The 15669-nt window shown below is 61.9% G+C and carries 15 protein-coding genes; 3 read left to right on the forward strand and 12 right to left on the reverse strand.

Annotation, left to right across the window (positions count from 1 at the left end):
* Positions 1 to 17: 17 nt before the first annotated feature.
* The 3 genes from TU79_RS16960 to TU79_RS16970 are packed head-to-tail and all read right to left on the reverse strand — an operon-like array spanning position 18 to position 2603.
* Positions 18 to 1199 carry an acetyl-CoA C-acetyltransferase gene (locus TU79_RS16960; protein WP_057009056.1) on the reverse strand — a complete coding sequence of 394 codons (1182 nt, stop codon included), beginning with the start codon at positions 1197 to 1199 and terminating at the stop codon, positions 18 to 20.
* Between the two features lie 11 nt (positions 1200 to 1210).
* Positions 1211 to 1870 carry a CoA transferase subunit B gene (locus tag TU79_RS16965; protein WP_057009057.1) on the reverse strand — a complete coding sequence of 220 codons (660 nt, stop codon included), beginning with the start codon at positions 1868 to 1870 and terminating at the stop codon, positions 1211 to 1213.
* A gap of 34 nt (positions 1871 to 1904) precedes the next feature.
* A complete protein-coding gene (locus tag TU79_RS16970; RefSeq protein WP_057009058.1) occupies positions 1905 to 2603 on the reverse strand; it encodes a CoA transferase subunit A in 699 nt (232 codons plus the stop codon).
* 131 nt (positions 2604 to 2734) lie between these two features.
* Here TU79_RS16970 and TU79_RS16975 point away from each other — a divergent pair, with 131 nt between their 5' ends.
* On the forward strand, positions 2735 to 3637 hold the full coding sequence (locus TU79_RS16975) for a LysR family transcriptional regulator (protein WP_057009059.1): 903 nt from the start codon (positions 2735 to 2737) through the stop codon (positions 3635 to 3637).
* Between the two features lie 57 nt (positions 3638 to 3694).
* On the opposite strand, the gene TU79_RS16980 is transcribed toward TU79_RS16975, so the two are convergent.
* From TU79_RS16980 to TU79_RS17005, 6 genes are all read right to left on the reverse strand, one after another.
* Entirely contained in the window at positions 3695 to 4024 is a 330-nt protein-coding gene (locus TU79_RS16980) for a hypothetical protein (RefSeq protein ID WP_057009060.1), read from the reverse strand.
* Positions 4025 to 4532: 508 nt separating this feature from the next.
* Positions 4533 to 5378: an NAD-dependent protein deacetylase gene (locus tag TU79_RS16985; protein ID WP_057009061.1), complete on the reverse strand. Its 846-nt coding sequence runs from the start codon at positions 5376 to 5378 to the stop codon at positions 4533 to 4535.
* An 8-nt stretch (positions 5379 to 5386) separates the two neighbouring features.
* Positions 5387 to 5827: a CBS domain-containing protein gene (locus tag TU79_RS16990; protein ID WP_057009062.1), complete on the reverse strand. Its 441-nt coding sequence runs from the start codon at positions 5825 to 5827 to the stop codon at positions 5387 to 5389.
* Positions 5828 to 5955: 128 nt separating this feature from the next.
* Positions 5956 to 7905, reverse strand: a complete 1950-nt coding sequence (locus TU79_RS16995; RefSeq protein WP_057009114.1) for a DNA topoisomerase III — start codon at positions 7903 to 7905, stop codon at positions 5956 to 5958.
* Positions 7906 to 8056: 151 nt separating this feature from the next.
* Entirely contained in the window at positions 8057 to 9679 is a 1623-nt protein-coding gene (locus TU79_RS17000; protein ID WP_057009063.1) for an MFS transporter, read from the reverse strand.
* A gap of 65 nt (positions 9680 to 9744) precedes the next feature.
* Entirely contained in the window at positions 9745 to 11391 is a 1647-nt protein-coding gene (locus TU79_RS17005; RefSeq protein WP_057009064.1) for a GMC family oxidoreductase, read from the reverse strand.
* A 129-nt stretch (positions 11392 to 11520) separates the two neighbouring features.
* Here TU79_RS17005 and TU79_RS17010 point away from each other — a divergent pair, with 129 nt between their 5' ends.
* On the forward strand, positions 11521 to 12414 hold the full coding sequence (locus TU79_RS17010) for a LysR family transcriptional regulator (RefSeq protein WP_057009065.1): 894 nt from the start codon (positions 11521 to 11523) through the stop codon (positions 12412 to 12414).
* A 263-nt stretch (positions 12415 to 12677) separates the two neighbouring features.
* Here the strand turns inward: TU79_RS17010 and TU79_RS17015 are convergent, their stop codons facing one another.
* Positions 12678 to 14024, reverse strand: coding sequence for a glutamine synthetase family protein (locus TU79_RS17015; RefSeq protein ID WP_057009066.1), 1347 nt, complete (start codon positions 14022 to 14024; stop codon positions 12678 to 12680).
* An 11-nt stretch (positions 14025 to 14035) separates the two neighbouring features.
* The gene (locus tag TU79_RS17020) at positions 14036 to 14593 is read right to left on the reverse strand and encodes a helix-turn-helix domain-containing protein (protein WP_057009115.1); all 558 of its coding nucleotides are present in this window, start codon (positions 14591 to 14593) and stop codon (positions 14036 to 14038) included.
* A gap of 338 nt (positions 14594 to 14931) precedes the next feature.
* Here TU79_RS17020 and TU79_RS17025 point away from each other — a divergent pair, with 338 nt between their 5' ends.
* A complete protein-coding gene (locus tag TU79_RS17025; RefSeq protein WP_057009067.1) occupies positions 14932 to 15240 on the forward strand; it encodes an RcnB family protein in 309 nt (102 codons plus the stop codon).
* A gap of 96 nt (positions 15241 to 15336) precedes the next feature.
* Here TU79_RS17025 and TU79_RS17030 read toward each other — a convergent pair whose 3' ends face one another.
* Positions 15337 to 15609 (reverse strand): DUF1652 domain-containing protein, encoded by a 273-nt coding sequence (locus TU79_RS17030; protein ID WP_057009068.1) that lies wholly within the window; start codon positions 15607 to 15609, stop codon positions 15337 to 15339.
* Positions 15610 to 15669: the final 60 nt, after the last annotated feature.

The following is a 15669-nucleotide window of genomic DNA, read 5'->3' on the forward strand; positions in this document are numbered from 1 at the left end:
TGTGTTGGCCTGTGAAATCAGCTGCGTTCGAGGGCCAGGGCCACGCCCTGACCGCCCCCGATGCACAGGGTGGCCAGGCCTTTTTTGGCATCGCGCTTGATCATTTCATGCAGCAGGGTCACCAGCACGCGGCAGCCTGAAGCGCCGATCGGGTGGCCGATGGCGATGGCGCCTCCGTTGACGTTGACCTTGTCGGCGTCCCACTCCAGTTCCTTGCCCACCGCCAGAGCCTGCGCGGCGAAGGCTTCATTGGCTTCGATCAGGTCCAGGTCGGCGAGTGTCCAACCGGCCTTGTCCAGGCAGCGGCGGGTCGCCGACACTGGGCCGATGCCCATGATGGCCGGGTCGACGCCGGCATTGGCGTAGCTGGCGATACGCGCCAGCACCGGCAGCCCGAGTGCCTTGGCTTTGTCCGCGCTCATCAGCAACACCGCCGCTGCGCCGTCGTTGAGGCTGGAAGCGTTGCCGGCCGTGACGCTGCCGTCTTTCTTGAACGCGGGCTTGAGTTTACCCAGGGACTCGGCCGTGGTGCCGGTGCGTGGTTGCTCATCCACGGTAAAGGCTACGGGGTCGCCCTTGCGCTGGGGAATCAGGACCGGCGTAATCTCATCGACAAATCGCCCGGCTTCAATCGCCGCAGCGGCTTTTTGCTGGGACGCGGCGGCGAAGGCATCCTGGGCTTCACGGCTGATGCCGTACTTGTCCACCAGGTTCTCGGCGGTGATGCCCATGTGGTAGTCGTTGAATGCATCCCACAGGCCATCGGTGATCATGCTGTCGACCATTTTGGCGTGGCCCATGCGCAAACCGGTGCGCGCGGCCGGCAACACATAGGGGGCCAGGCTCATGTTTTCCATGCCGCCGGCGATGATCACCTCGGCGTCGCCGCAGCGGATCGCCTGCGCGCCCAGGTGCAGGGCCTTGAGGCCCGAGCCGCAGACCTTGTTCAAGGTCAGGGCCGGTACGGCGTGGGGCAAGCCGGCGAGGATCGAGGCCTGGCGCGCCGGGTTCTGGCCCGAGCCTGCGGTGAGCACCTGGCCGAGGATCACTTCATCCACCTGGGCCGGATCCAGGCCGGTCTGCTCCAGCAGGCGGCGGATCACGGCGGCGCCGAGTTCCGGTGCCGGAATAGTCGCCAGCGAACCCTGGAAGCTGCCCACGGCGGTGCGGGTGGCAGCAACAATCACGACGTCTTGCATGGCATCGGTCCTCACTGAAAATGCATTTCCGGAACATGGTCGGGGACGATGAGTTTACCGGCGGTCTTGCTGACAATTTCTTCAACGCTGACGCCTGGTGCGCGTTCCTTGAGGATAAACGCGCCCTTGTCGATTTCCAGGTACGCCAGGTCCGTGAGCACACGCTTGATGCAGTGGGCACCGGTCAGCGGCAGGCTGCATTGGCTGAGCAACTTCGACTCACCGTCCTTGGACGCATGGGTCATGATCACGATGATGTTTTCCGCACCGGCCACCAGGTCCATGGCGCCGCCCATGCCCTTGACCATCTTGCCGGGGATCATCCACGAGGCGATGTTGCCCTGCACGTCGACTTCAAACGCGCCGAGTACGGTGAGGTCGACGTGGCCGCCGCGAATCATCGCGAAGGACTCGGCGGAGGAAAAGATCGAAGCGCCGATGCGCGCGGTCACCGTCTGTTTGCCGGCGTTGATCATGTCGGCATCAAGCGTCTCTTCAGTAGGAAACGGGCCCATGCCCAGCAGGCCGTTTTCCGATTGCAGCATCACTTCCATGCCGTCAGGGATGTAGTTGGCCACCAGGGTGGGAATGCCGATGCCGAGGTTCACGTAGAAACCGTCCTGCATTTCGCGGGCGACGCGTTGAGCCATTTGTTCGCGGGTAAGCGCCATTTCTTGAGTCCTTATTGTCAGGGCCAGAGGCAGATTATGTGCGGACGGTGCGCTGTTCGATGCGCTTTTCGAAGGTGCCGCAGATAATCCGGTCGACGTAGATGCCAGGGGTGTGGATCTGCGCCGGATCCAGCTCGCCCGGTTCGACGATTTCCTCGACTTCCACCACGGTGATCTTGCCGGCGGTGGCGGCCAGCGGGTTGAAGTTCTGGGCGGTGTGGCGGTAGATGACATTGCCGAAGTGGTCGGCTTTCCAGCCTTTGACGATGGCGAAGTCGCCGGTAATGGATTCTTCCATCAGGTAAGGGCGGCCGTTGAATTCACGGGTTTCCTTGCCTTCGGCCACGGGGGTGCCGACGCCGGTGGCGGTGAAGAACGCCGGAATGCCTGCGCCGCCTGCGCGCATTTTTTCCGCGAGAGTGCCCTGCGGGGTCAGCACCACTTCGATTTCGCCGCTGAGCAGTTGCTTCTCGAACAGGGCGTTTTCACCCACGTAGGACGCGATCACTTTGCTGATCTGCTTTTCTTCCAGCAGCACGCCCAGGCCGAAACCGTCGACACCGCAATTGTTGGAGACCACGGTCAGGTCACGGGTGCCCTTGCGCTTGATCTCGTTGATGAGGTTTTCCGGAATGCCGCACAGGCCAAAACCACCGGCGAGGACGGTCATGCCGTCTTCAAGGCCTGCCAGGGCTTCCTCGTAGGACGCCACGCGTTTATCGAAACCTGCCATATGCACCTCTTTTATTATGTGTGGGCCAGCCAATGAGCCGAGTGTTGCGCCGCCAGATTGATTTGTTAAGTTGTTTTTTAAGGTTGATTGATTTAGAAAACAGCATAGTCGAGCCACCGCCCGGAGCAGTCATGACCGTCAAACAGCTGCGTGCCTTCCTGGCCGTGGCGCAAAGCCTGAGTTTCGCCGCCGCGTGTGAGCGCCTGCACCTCTCCCAGTCAGCGCTCAGCCTCACCATCAAAGGGCTGGAAGAAGGCCTGGGCGGTCGTCTGTTCAGCCGCACCACGCGCAATGTGGCGCTCACCCCCGAGGGCGAATCCCTTTTGCCGCTGGCGCGCCGGTTGATTGCCGACTGGGACAATGCCGAAGACGAACTGCGTCAGCGTTTTACCTTGCAGCGCGGGCGCGTGACCGTGGCGGCGATGCCGTCGTTTGCCGGCAACCTGCTGCCGCCGATCCTGACCCTATTCCGCGCGCGTTTCCCTCAGGTGAACGTGACCGTGCATGACCTGATCAATGAGCAGGTACTGGAAATGGTCCGCGACCGCCAGGTGGAATTGGGCGTGGCGTTCGAGCCGGGTGAGGGTTCGTCATTGGCGTTTACGCCCCTGTATCTGGACCGCTTCATCGCCGTTGTGCCCGGTGATTCAGCCCTGGCGCACCACACGGCAATCGACTGGCAAACCTTGCTCGAATACCCATTCATTACCTTGCAGCGACCCTCCACGGTGCGGGTGATGCTGGAAGAACATTTGGGTGCCTTGCAGATGAAGCTGCCGGTGGCGTTGGAAAGCCATCAACTGGCGACGGTGGGCAAGATGGTTGCCAGTGGCCTGGGCGTGAGCGCTGTGCCTGCGTTATGCAGAGGGCAGATGGAGGAGGCGGGCGCGCGGTGCATCACCTTGACCGGTCCGGTGATCGAACGGCCGATTGGCGTGCTGACCAAACCGGGGCATGAGTTGTCGGCGGCGGCGCAAGTGCTGTTTGATATCTTTCGGGATGAGGCGCGGAGGGGAAGTTTTCCAACTTTCTGAATGACTGCGCAGTCACTTCAGGAAGCAGGCAAACCTGCTCCCTGAAGTTGCACTTGGCTAGTAGTAACGATCGATTACTTTAACTTGCGAGCTGTCTTTGAAAGAGGCCCAGGCATTGTTGATCGTGTCGAATACCTGCTCGATAAAGTTGCGATCGGCGGCTGCTTTCTTGCCGACATAACCCTGGCCGCGGCGGTACATCTTCAGGCGCGCCGCCAGCTCCCGGTGGCTGCGGTCGAAGTCGGCTTCTTCGGAGTGGGGCGCCAGGCAGTCAATTTTTACTTCGCCCGACTTCTCCACCCACAGGATATGGTCGTCCAGTGTGTCTTTTTGCGCGGCGAACATTTCAGCCAATTCATCGATAGTGGGTTGGTTGTTCAGATTCATGTGTAAGCCCCTTGACCAGTTGGTGATCTATCCGTTAATTCCGTTAAAACTGCTTAGTTGTCTCCGGCTCTGAAAACCGGGCGCCAGTGACGGTCTGCCAAATACGGGCAGGGTCTTGAAACTGATGCATGTAGTCTTGTTGATGAACTGCTACGCAATGCATTCATAACGAAGACAGGCAGCATTTGAGCGCCTGTACCCAACCCTCGAGGGGCAGGTCAGCTTCATCAATCTGCCTTGTGGGCAGTGCACATCCGGAAAAAACAGCTCGGCGGTCAGATGAGTGCTGTCAAAACGCGTGTTACGAACGCTCCCGATGCGGGAGACGTCTAGATCATGCAAGGACTAAAACGTCGCGTCAATGATTATGTAGTGATTATTTTTGCGCACTACATAAAATGCTTTGGTGACGGGAGAATGCGTAAAAACGTGACCTAGGCGTCATTTTGGGAGCGGCGGGTCGCTTCGGTGGCAAGCCACAAGGCCTTTTTTGGTGTGCAGTGTTTTGCTAGCTCAATCGCTCGGCAAGCAAGGGCAGCAAATGCTCACAGGACGCTGCAATCTTGACCTGCAACAGCTCATCGCCACGGGTCTTGCCCAGGTTGATGGCAATCACCGGTTTGTCCTGTTCAACCATCGCTTTGCACAGGCGAAACGCCGAATAGGCCATCAACGAAGACCCCACCACCAACAGTCCATCGGCTTGCGCCACCGCCGTCATGGCCCTGGCGGCGGTAGGCGCTGCCACATTTTCGCCAAAAAAAACCACGTCGGGCTTGAGCCGCTCGCCATTGCAGCGTGGGCATCGGGGCACCTGGAAGTGTTCTTCGAATGTGGGGTCGAGCATGGTGTCGCCGTCCGGCAACTGCACGGCATGGACCTGGGCGAGGTAGGGGTTGTCGATCTCCATCTGCCGCTGGACCCCATCGCGCGGGCTGCGCTGCTGGCAGTCCAGGCACAGCACCCGATGCAGGCTGCCATGCAGCTCAATCACATCCCGGCTGCCGGCCTGATCATGCAGGGTGTCGACATTTTGCGTGATCAGCCCGCTGATGCGCTGGCGGTGTTGCAGGGTCGCCAGTGCCAGGTGGGCCGCGTTGGGCTGAGCGATGCGCACCTTCGGCCAGCCCAGCATTGCCCGCGCCCAGTAGCGACGGCGCGCTTGGGGTGTGGCGAGAAATTCCTGGTACATCATCGGCGCCTTGCCACGGCGCACGCCTTCGCTGTCGCGGTAATCGGGGATGCCCGAGGAGGTGCTGATCCCCGCACCGGTCAGGACCAGAAAGCGCCGTTCGCTCATCCCCCGGTACAGGGTGTCGAGGTGATCGGCAAGATGTTCCAGCGTGTCGAGCATGGTTTCCCCTATTCGCCGCGAATGTACTGCTCCAGTTGCCTGATCAGGTCAGCCTGTTCGGCAATGGCTTCCTTGACCAGGTCGCCAATGGACAGCAAGCCCAGCAGCTTGCCATCTTCCACCACCGGCAAGTGACGCAGGTGACTGTCGGTCATGATGTTCATGCACTCATCGATACTCTTGTGGGGCTCAACGGTGATCACAGGAGAGCTCATGACCTGATCGACCCGTGTGGTCACCGATGAGAGCCCCTTGAGGATGAGTTTGCGCGCGTAGTCACGTTCGCTGATGATCCCCACCACCGCACCGTCCTTGACGACCGGCAAGGCGCCGACGTTTTTTTCCGACATGCGCACCAGTGCTTCGAACACGGTGTGGTCCCATTGAATGGTATGCACGTCGTGATGCTTCTGGTCCTTGGCTTTGAGCAGTTGTGCAACGGTTTTCATGGCGGCCACTCCGATATTGTTGTTGGTGAGTCAGGGTCCTACAGAATCCTAGACGGCCCACAACCGGGCAAGGTCCAAAGCGGCGTTAAACCCGTCGAAAAACGTCATTTACCGGATTTTTTCGTGATTTACCCTGCTTTGGTTGGCTTTTTCGCGCGCTTGGCGCTGCTCGCCACCTTGCGCGGGGCGCTCTTGCGTTTGTTTTTCCAGGGCGTGGCACCCCGGCCTGCCGGGCTGGCCGGGCCGGTGATGGTCATGCGCATGCCATTGCAGCGCGCCACCTGCTTGCTCATCCAGGCCGCTTGTTTGGCGACGAATTCTTCCAGGCTCATCTCGCCGCTTTGCACCATGTCCAGCGCCTGCTCCCAGATGGCGGTAGTGCCGGGGTCGGCGATGGCCCGGGGCACCGCGTCGATCAGGCTGAACGCCGCCGGCGTGGCCGACAGCGCCTTGCCATTCTTCACCAGGTAACCGCGGTCCAGCAGGCCCTGGATTATCCCGGCGCGGGTGGCTTCGGTGCCGATGCCGGTGGTGTCCTTGAGTTTTTGCTTGAGCAGCGGGTCTTGCACCAGCTTGGCGACGTTCTTCATCGCCTTGATCAGGTCGCCTTCGGTGAACGGTTTGGGCGGTTGTGTCCACAAGTCCTTGAGGTTGACCCTGGCCACCGCGTACTCCCGGCCCTGCGCCAGCGTCGGCAACGCCTGGGGCGCAGAGGTTTCGCGGCCTTTGGCGGGGGCCAGTGCTTCGGGGAGGGCGCGCTTCCAGCCCGGCTCGATCACCACCTTACCCACCGCGCGCAACGCCTGGCCGGCGCAGTCGAAATCGGCCTGGGTGCGATCGTATTCATGATTGGGCAGAAACTGCGCCAGGTAACGCGCACGAATCAACGTGTATACCGCTCGCTGCTTGCCGGCGAGTTGCCCGACATCCTTGCCGGCCCCGGTGGGAATGATGCCATGGTGGGCGCTGACCTTGGCGTCGTTCCAGGCCCGCGAGCGGCGCTGGGGGTCGATATGGGGCATCAGCTCGTTCACCGCGGCATCCGCGCGGCCCAGCGCCGCGAGAATCTTTGGTGCGTCGCTGTGCTGGCTCAGTGGCAGGTAGCCGCAGTCGCTGCGCGGGTAGGTGATGACCTTGTGCGTCTCGTAGAGGGATTGGGCGATATCCAGGGTTTCCTGGGCGCCGAGCCCGAGCTTCTTCGAGCAGATTTCCTGCAGGGTGCCCAGGTCGAAGGGCAGGGGCGCCACCTCACGCATGCGCTCGGTGCGCAGCTTCACCAGCCGGGCGCTGGCGGCCTGGGTCATCGCTTGGGCGGCGTCACGGGCGATTTGCGGGTTGAGGCAGCGGCCCTGGTCGTCACAGGCATCCTCTGCGGCACGCCACTGAGCAGTGAAGGTGATGGCGTCGTGCCGCAGGTCGACATCGATGGCCCAGTACGCCACCGGTACGAAATCGGCGATGCTGCGGTCGCGGTCCACCACCAGACGCAGGGTCGGGGTTTGTACGCGGCCGACCGGCAACACGCCCTGATAACCGGATTGACGACCCAGCAAGGTAAACAGGCGGCTCATGTTCATGCCGATCAGCCAGTCGGCGCGCGAGCGACCCAGGGCCGAGTGGTACAGGCTGAAGGTTTCGGCGCCGGGCTTGAGCGCGGCAAGGGCCTTGCGGATGGAGGCATCGTCCAGCGCCGACAGCCACAGCCGCTGGATCGGCCCGCGATAACGGCAGTGTTCCACCAGCTCACGCGCAATCATCTCGCCCTCGCGGTCGGCGTCGGTGGCAATGATCAGTTCCTGGGCTTCTCCCAGCAGACGCTTGACCGCCTTGAACTGGCTTGCAGTCTTGGGCTTGACCTGCATTTTCCATTTTTCCGGCACGATCGGCAGGTCGGCCAATACCCAGCGTTTGTATTTGGCGTCGTAGGCGTCGGGCGGAGCGGTTTCCAGCAGGTGGCCGATGCACCAGGTAACGGTGACTCCATTGCCCAGCCAGCAACCGTCGCTGCGGCGGCTGGCGCCGAGCACGGCCGCGATATCCTTGGCCTGGGAGGGTTTTTCACAGAGGTACAGCCGCATGGTCATCACATCAGCTTGGGTTGATGCCTTGCAGGATGCTTAGTCGAAGGCAATTGAGCAACCATTATCTGTATGGATGTACAGCTATTTGTGTATTCATTGCAAAACCCTGTGGGAGAGGCTTGCTCCCACAGGGATTTCCACCGATCAATCAGTTGTTATCGATGTCCACATGGCGCGTTTCCTTGAGGCAGAACAGCCCGACAATCAGGCTCACACCCGTCACCACCACCGGATACCACAACCCGTAGAAAATATCCCCGGTGTACACCACCAACGCGAACGACACCGTCGGCAGGAACCCGCCAAACCAGCCGTTACCAATGTGATAGGGCAGGGACATTGAGGTGTAGCGGATGCGCGTCGGGAACAGCTCCACCATCAGGGCCGCCAGCGGGCCGTAGCACATGGCCGCGATCAGGATGAGTGCGACGATCAGCACCACCACCATCACCTTGTTCACCTGGGCCACATCCGCCGAACTCGGGTAGCCGGCCAGGGTCACCGCGCCGCGCAGGGCGGCTTCGTCGAAGCCATCGATGCGCACGTCACCCACGCTCACCTGCACCGGGCTGCCGGCCGGTGCGGCGGCGCTGGTGTAGGGCAGGCCTTGCTTGACGAGGAAGGTCTTGACCTTGTCGCAGGGGCTGTCAAACCGCGCCTTGCCCACCGGGTCGAACTGGAACGTGCAGGTGGCCGGGTCGGCCAGTACGGTGATCGGCGCCTGTCGGCTGGCCTGGTCCATGGCCGGGTTGGTGTAGTGCGCCAGGCTCTTGAAGATCGGGAAGTACAGCACGGTGGCCAGTAGCAGGCCGAGCATCAGCACCGGCTTGCGCCCGACCTTGTCCGACAGCCAGCCAAAGAAGATAAAGAACGGCGCACCGATCACCACGCTGATGATCAGCAGCATATTGGCCAGGGCCGGGTCCATTTTCAGGAACTGGGTCAGGAAGAACAGCACATAGAACTGCGCCGCGTAGAAGGTCACCGCTTGCCCGCCGTTGATGCTGAACAGGGCGATCAGCACCACCTTGAGGTTTTCCCATTTACCGAAGGACTCGCGGATCGGCGCCTTGCTGGCCTTGCCTTCCTCTTTCATCTTCAGAAACGCTGGCGACTCATGCAGGCTCATGCGGATCCAGGTGGAAATGCCCAGCAGCACGATGGAGAACAGGAACGGTATGCGCCAGCCCCACACTTCGAATTGATCACCGGTGAAGTAACGGCAGGCCAGCACCACCAGCAGCGACAGCAGCAGGCCGAGGGTGGCGGTGGACTGGATCCAGCTGGTGTGCAGGCCGCGTTTGCCTGCTGGAGCGTGTTCGGCCACGTAAGTCGCAGCGCCGCCGTATTCGCCGCCCAGTGCCAGGCCTTGCAGCATGCGCAGCACGATCAGGATGATCGGCGCCGCGATGCCGATGCTGGCGTAGGTCGGCAACAGCCCGACGCAGAAGGTGGCGACGCCCATCAAAATGATGGTGACCAGAAACGTGTACTTGCGTCCGATCATGTCGCCCAGGCGGCCGAACACCAGCGCGCCGAACGGGCGTACCACGAACCCCGCCGCGAAGGCCATCAAGGCAAAGATGAACGCCGTGGTGTCGTTGACCCCGGCAAAGAACTGCTTGCTGATCACGGCCGCCAGGGCGCCGTAGAGGAAAAAGTCATACCACTCGAACACCGTGCCGAGGGACGAGGCGAAGATGACTTTTCTAGAGTCGTTACCGGCGCTGGCAGGCAGTGCGGCGCCGAGCGGTTGAGCATGTTCTGACATCGGGTAGTCCTCACAGTGATTATTTATTGTTGTTCCACTGTCGGCGTCAATGTTGACGCCGCTGTTCAGATTGCATGAACCCGTTCTTTCTCCGGGGCGAGGCTCCTTGTGGGCGGTGAAAGGATCAACTGCGCGGCCTTCTCGGCAATCATCAGCGTGGGTGAGCAGGTGTTGCCGGAGGTGATGCGCGGCATGATTGAGGCGTCGGCAATGCGCAGCCCCGGTACGCCGTGTACCCGCAGTTGTGCGTCGACCACGGCATCGCTGTCGCTGCCCATGCGGCAGGTGCCCACCGGGTGGAAGATCGTCGTGCCGATACGGGCGGCGGCTTCGTGCAGTTGTTCTTCGGTCTGCAACGCCTCGCCGGGCAGGTATTCCACCGGTTTGAACTGGCTCAGCGCCGGTGCGGCCACGATGCGTCGGGTCAGGCGAATGGCGTCGGCGGCCACGCGCAGGTCTTCGGGATGGCTCAGGTAATTGGGCTGGATCAGCGGCGCATCTGCCGGGTTGGCCGAGCGAATATCGATACGCCCGCGGCTCTGCGGGCGCAGGTCGCACACCGATGCGGTAAACGCCGGGAATGCGTGCAGCGGTTCGCCGAAACGCTCCAGGGACAGCGGCTGCACGTGGTATTCAAGATTGGCCGAGGCCTGTTCCGGCCCCGAGCGGGCAAACGCGCCGAGCTGGCTGGGCGCCATCGACAGCGGGCCAGTGCGGTCATACAGGTATTGCAGGCCCATGCCCATCTTGCCCCACACGGTGCCGGCGATCTGGTTAAGCGTGCGGGCGTTTTCCAGTTTGTAGATCAGCCGCAGTTGCAGGTGGTCCTGCAGATTGCCGCCGACGCCCGGCAATTCGTGCAGCACCTCGATGCCCAACGGCTTGAGCACGCTGGAGGGGCCAATGCCCGAACGCTGCAGGATGCCCGGCGAGCCCACGGCACCTGCGCACAACACGATTTCCTTGTGCGCTTTCCAGGTCATCTGCTGGCCATGTTGACGGCCGACCACCGCTGATGCACGGCCGTTTTCCAGCACCACGCGGTCGACTTCCACGTCGGTCAACACGGTGAGGTTGGGCCGCTGGCGGACGGGTTTGAGAAACGCCTTGGCCGCGTTCCAGCGCACCCCGGCTTTCTGGTTGACCTGGAAATAACCGCAGCCTTCGTTATCGCCCTGGTTGAAATCACTGACCGAGGCAATGCCGCTTTGCGCTGCTGCTTCGCGAAAGGCATCGAGGATCGGCCAGTGCAAGCGCTGCTGCTCGACGCGCCATTCGCCGCCGTCACTGTGGAATTCCGAGCCACCGGCAAAATGGTTTTCGCTGTGCTTGAACAGCGGCAGCACGTCTTTCCAGGCCCAGCCGGGATTGCCGGCGGCCGCCCAACCGTCGTAGTCCCGGCCTTGGCCGCGCATATAGATCATGCCGTTGATCGACGAGCAGCCGCCCAGCACCTTGCCCCGTGGGTAACTCAGCGCACGGCCTTGCAGGCCTGCCTGGGCTTCGGTCTTGAAACACCAGTCGGTGCGCGGGTTGCCGATGCAGAACAGGTAGCCGACGGGAATGTGGATCCAGGGGTAGTTGTCGCGGCCACCGGCTTCCAGCAGCAGGACGCGGTGGGCGGGGTTGGCGGACAGTCGATTGGCCAGCAGGCAGCCTGCGGGGCCGGCACCGACCACCACGTAATCGTATTGCGCGGTAGCAAGAGGCATTTGAGGTCTCGCTTGTTTTTCTTATTGGTTTCATCCTAGTTGTTAGTTTTCGTCTTAAAAATGTTAGTTTTTGCCCAGCTGCTGTGCGTTTTTAAACAGCGCTGCCCAGGGCCACGCAATGGAGGCGACATGTTCGACTGGAATGACCTGCGGTTTTTTCTTGAATTACAGCGCAGCGGTCGCCTGCTCACCGCCGCGCAGCGCCTGAAAACCACGCACGCCACGGTGGCCCGGCATATCGAAGCGATTGAAAAGAGCCTCGGCACCGCATTGTTTGTGCAGCATGCCCAGGGCTATGAACTGACGCCCTCCGGCGAAGCGCTGCTCAAGCACGCCGAAGCCATGGAAAACCTTGCCTTGCTGGCCGAAGACGAACTCACCCACTCTGCCGCGCCCCTGGGCAAGATTCGCCTGGGCGTGGCGGAAGGGTTGGGCGTGATGTTCCTGGCCGGGCGCATGGGCGGCCTGTTCGAGCGTTATCCCGGCCTGGAAGTGGAGCTGGTGGCGGTGCCGCGCTTCGTCAGCATCCTCAACCGCGAGGCGGAAATCAGCATCCACCTGGAGCGTCCCAGCGTCGACCAACTGGTCACCCGCAAACTCACCGACTACCGCCTGGCGCTCTACGCCAGCCGTGCCTACCTGGACCGCCACCCGCCGATTGAAAAGCGCGAAGACCTCGCGGCCCATGCCTGGATCGATTACGTCGACGACCTGCTGTTCAGCCAGGAGCTCAAATTTCTCAGCAGCTTCTGCCGCACCCCCAAAGTGGTATTCCATAGCACCAGCGTCATCGCCCAGCATCAAGCGGCGCGCTCCGGCTTGGGGATCGCCGTACTGCCATGCTTCATGGCCGCCGGCGACCCGGACCTGATCGCGTTGCTGCCGGAAGAGGGTATTCAGCGCAGCTACTGGATCAGCTCGCGCCGTGAACTGCATAAATCGGTGCGGCTGCGAGTGTTGTGGGATTACGTGGTGGAGCTGTGCGCACGGGAGCAAGCGCTGTTGCTCGGCGCGCCCACCTGACGAAACCGGGTAAAAAGGTGGGAGGCGTGGCGCTGTCGTGCAGCCAGTTGCAGCCTCTGTGGCGAGCGGGCTTCTTGTGGCGAGCGGGCTTGCCCCGCGTTGGGGTGCGAAGCGCCCCCAATCCAGCAAAACGCGGTGTACCTGATACGGCTCAGCGTCTGGTTTTGGGGCTGCGGCGCAGCCCAACGCAGGACAAGCCTGCTCGCCACAAGTCTGTAATCGCCTGAAAAGGTGATTTTCGTCCCTGAAGAACAACGCCAGGTTCAGAGAAACCAGCGATACTCCCGCGCATTAATCTCCTGCTGAAACGCCAGGTGGTCCTGGCGTTTGTTCTCGCAATACACGTCAACAAACTCCGCGCCCAGTGTGTCGCGCACGACCGTGTGGTGCTGCATGGCGCGGACGGCGTCGAGCATTTCCACGGGGAAGTCGGTGCCGCTGCTGCGGTCGTCGTTCAGCGGGGCGATGGGCTCTTGTCGGGTTTCAAGCCCGTGTTCGAGGCCGGCCAGGATCGCCGCCAGCACCAGGTAGGGGTTGGCGTCGGCGCTGGCCAGGCGGTGTTCGATGCGCAGGTTGCGCGGGTCGGACTCGGGGATGCGCACGCACGCGTCGCGGTCTTCGAAGCCCCAGCTGGCGCGGGTGGCGGCGTTGACCGTGCCGCCCAGGCGGCGCAAGGCGTTGTGGTGGGGGGCGAAGATCGGCATGCAATGGGGCAGCAATTGCAGACAGCCGGCCACCGCGTGGCGCAGCGGCTGCTGCTGGTGCGCGGCCAGCAGGTTGTTGCCCGCCCCGTCGTACAGGCTGACGTGCACGTGCATGCCGCTGCCGGGAAATTGCAGGTAGGGCTTGGCCATGAAGCTGGCGCGGTAGCCATGCTTGAGCGCCACGCCGCGTGTGCTGCGGCAGAACAGGGCGGCCCAGTCGGCGGCGCGCAGGGCGTCGGCCGAATGGCCGAAATTGATCTCGAACTGGCCGGGGCCGATCTCGGCAGTGATTACGGTACTGTCGATGCCCTGGTCCCTGGCGGTTTGCGCCATGTCGTCGAGCACGACGCTGAATCGCGACAGCCGTTCGATATGCAGGTTGGGCTGGTCGTCGGCGTCATCGCTCAGCGGGTCGCGGGGGAATTGCGGCAGGCCGTTGGCGAGCTTTTTATCGAACAGGTAAAACTCCAGCTCGAACGCCACCACCGGGTGAATGCCCTTGTGCTGCAAGCGCTGCAACACCCTGGCCAGCACCTCGCGGGGTTCGAACTCGATGGGCGCGTCGGTGCCGTCGGAGGTGATCAGCATCTGCCCCAATGGCTGCGACTCCCAGCTCACCGGCTTGAGCGTGCCCGGCACCAGGCGGCGATTGGCATCCGGGTCGCCGTCGTTGAAACAGTAATCGCCGATCTTGAACAGCCCGCCCTGAACCCCCAGCAGTACGGCGTTCTGAGGCAGTTTCAGGGGGCTGCCGGCGGCGACTTTTTCGAGCATCTCCACCGGGTAGCGCTTGCCGTAGAAATGCCCGGGTATGTCCAGAGCGATCAAGTCGACATAGCGCACATCGGGGTGCGTCTGGCGAAACGCGCGGACTTCGGCCAGCAACGCGCAGGATGGGGTTTTCACAGGGGTTGCTCCTAGTTGTACACCCACAGCACGCGGGCAGGCACATCGGTAAGGTTGGCGTAGCGACAGTGGGCGAAACTGGCCAGATGGAAACTGTCGCCCGGGCCGAGGGTGACGCTGTCGACCTCGCCCTCGACCCACAGCGTCAACTCGCCTTCGAGCACGAAGCCGGCCTGCTCGGCGCGGTCGCTCATGCTCTGTTCACCACTGTTGGCGCCGGGCGCCAGCAGGCTGTCGAGCAGGGAGAAGGCGCCGTTCATGCTCGGCGAGACGAGGATGTCGGTGATGCCATTGGCGTAATACACCGTGCGCCGCTCATTGGGACGCGTGACCCAATCCACCGCCTTGGGCTTGGGCAGGCTGTAGAAATAGGTGGTGGGCACGTCAAGGGCGTGGCTGATGGCGGTGAGGTCCGCCACGGTCGGGCGCGACAGGCCGCGTTCCACCTGGGACACAAAGCCCACGGAACGCTCGATCTTTTGCGCCAGCTGCGCGAGGGTGAGTTTCTTGTGCTTGCGCAGGTCGTGGATCAGGGCGGCGAGGGTGGCGAGTTCTTCTTGCTGGTTCATGAAATTAATGTCGATAAATTTCATGAAAAATTACAGGATAAATTTCATATGGGCAACCAGTGCCAAGGATCTATGCCGAACCGTGGCGAGCGGGCTTGCCCCGCGTTGGGGTGCGAAGCGCCCCCAATCAAGGAAAACGCGGTGCCTGGTCTTGGGGGCTGCTGCGCAGCCCAACGCGGGGCAAGCCCGCTCGCCACAACAAGCCCGCTCGCCACAGGGAGTTTGCGTTTAACTGAACGGCATCAGGGCAAGCCCGCGTGTCACAAAAACATGGCCTGAATGATTCCGCGCGGCTGAGGTCCGAATCTGGGTACGCGTCATTAATTGAAGGAGCACCCATGAAGTCCAGATCCCTAGCTGCCTGCGTTCTCGTTGCTGCAAGCCTGTCCACCGCCAGCTTTGTGGCCCAGGCCGGTGATACCCCCCAGGAAACCGTGCAGCCTTCCAACATCAATGCCCGTGACTTGAAAGAGGGCGACCGCGCGCCGGATATTCTGATGCGCGAGGAGTCGGCGGTAAAAGACTGGAAAAAACGTGGCCTCAAGGACCCAGGTGAAAACAACCAGTGGGCTAAGGCGGCCGACAAGTACGTGCTGCTCAAGACCACCAACGGCACCATTCTTGAGATCACCCCGGCGAAGAAATAATCGCGCGCAGCGTTCTGGATCAAGGTAACCGGCCGCAAGGGTCGCGTTACCTTCCTGCAGATGGGGGAGTTTATCGTTGGGAGAAGGTGTGCTGTTTTATCGGGGCGTGATGGAAGGCCAATCATCCAGCGTGAGCTTGCCCACGGTGTTGCTTTGCAGTTCGTAGCGCAACTCTTCAACCATTCTGGTCACTTCCTCCGGGGTGTGCAGCCGGTTGGTGGTAATCCCGGTGACGACCAGGTCCACCCGGCCGGTCTCGGCGTCGTAGACCTTGAGGGTCAGTGACGCATCCCGGCACAGGGTGAACTCGCAGGTTAACGGCAACAGGCCTTCCTCGATGCAATTGCGCAATTGAGAGACGGTGAGCATGCAGTTTCCTTCAGGGCATTCAATGCGGTCCCTCCAAGGTTATTGATCGCTCCCCCGCGC

Origin of the sequence: Pseudomonas trivialis (assembly GCF_001439805.1) — a bacterium.
Lineage (GTDB): Bacteria > Pseudomonadota > Gammaproteobacteria > Pseudomonadales > Pseudomonadaceae > Aquipseudomonas > Aquipseudomonas trivialis.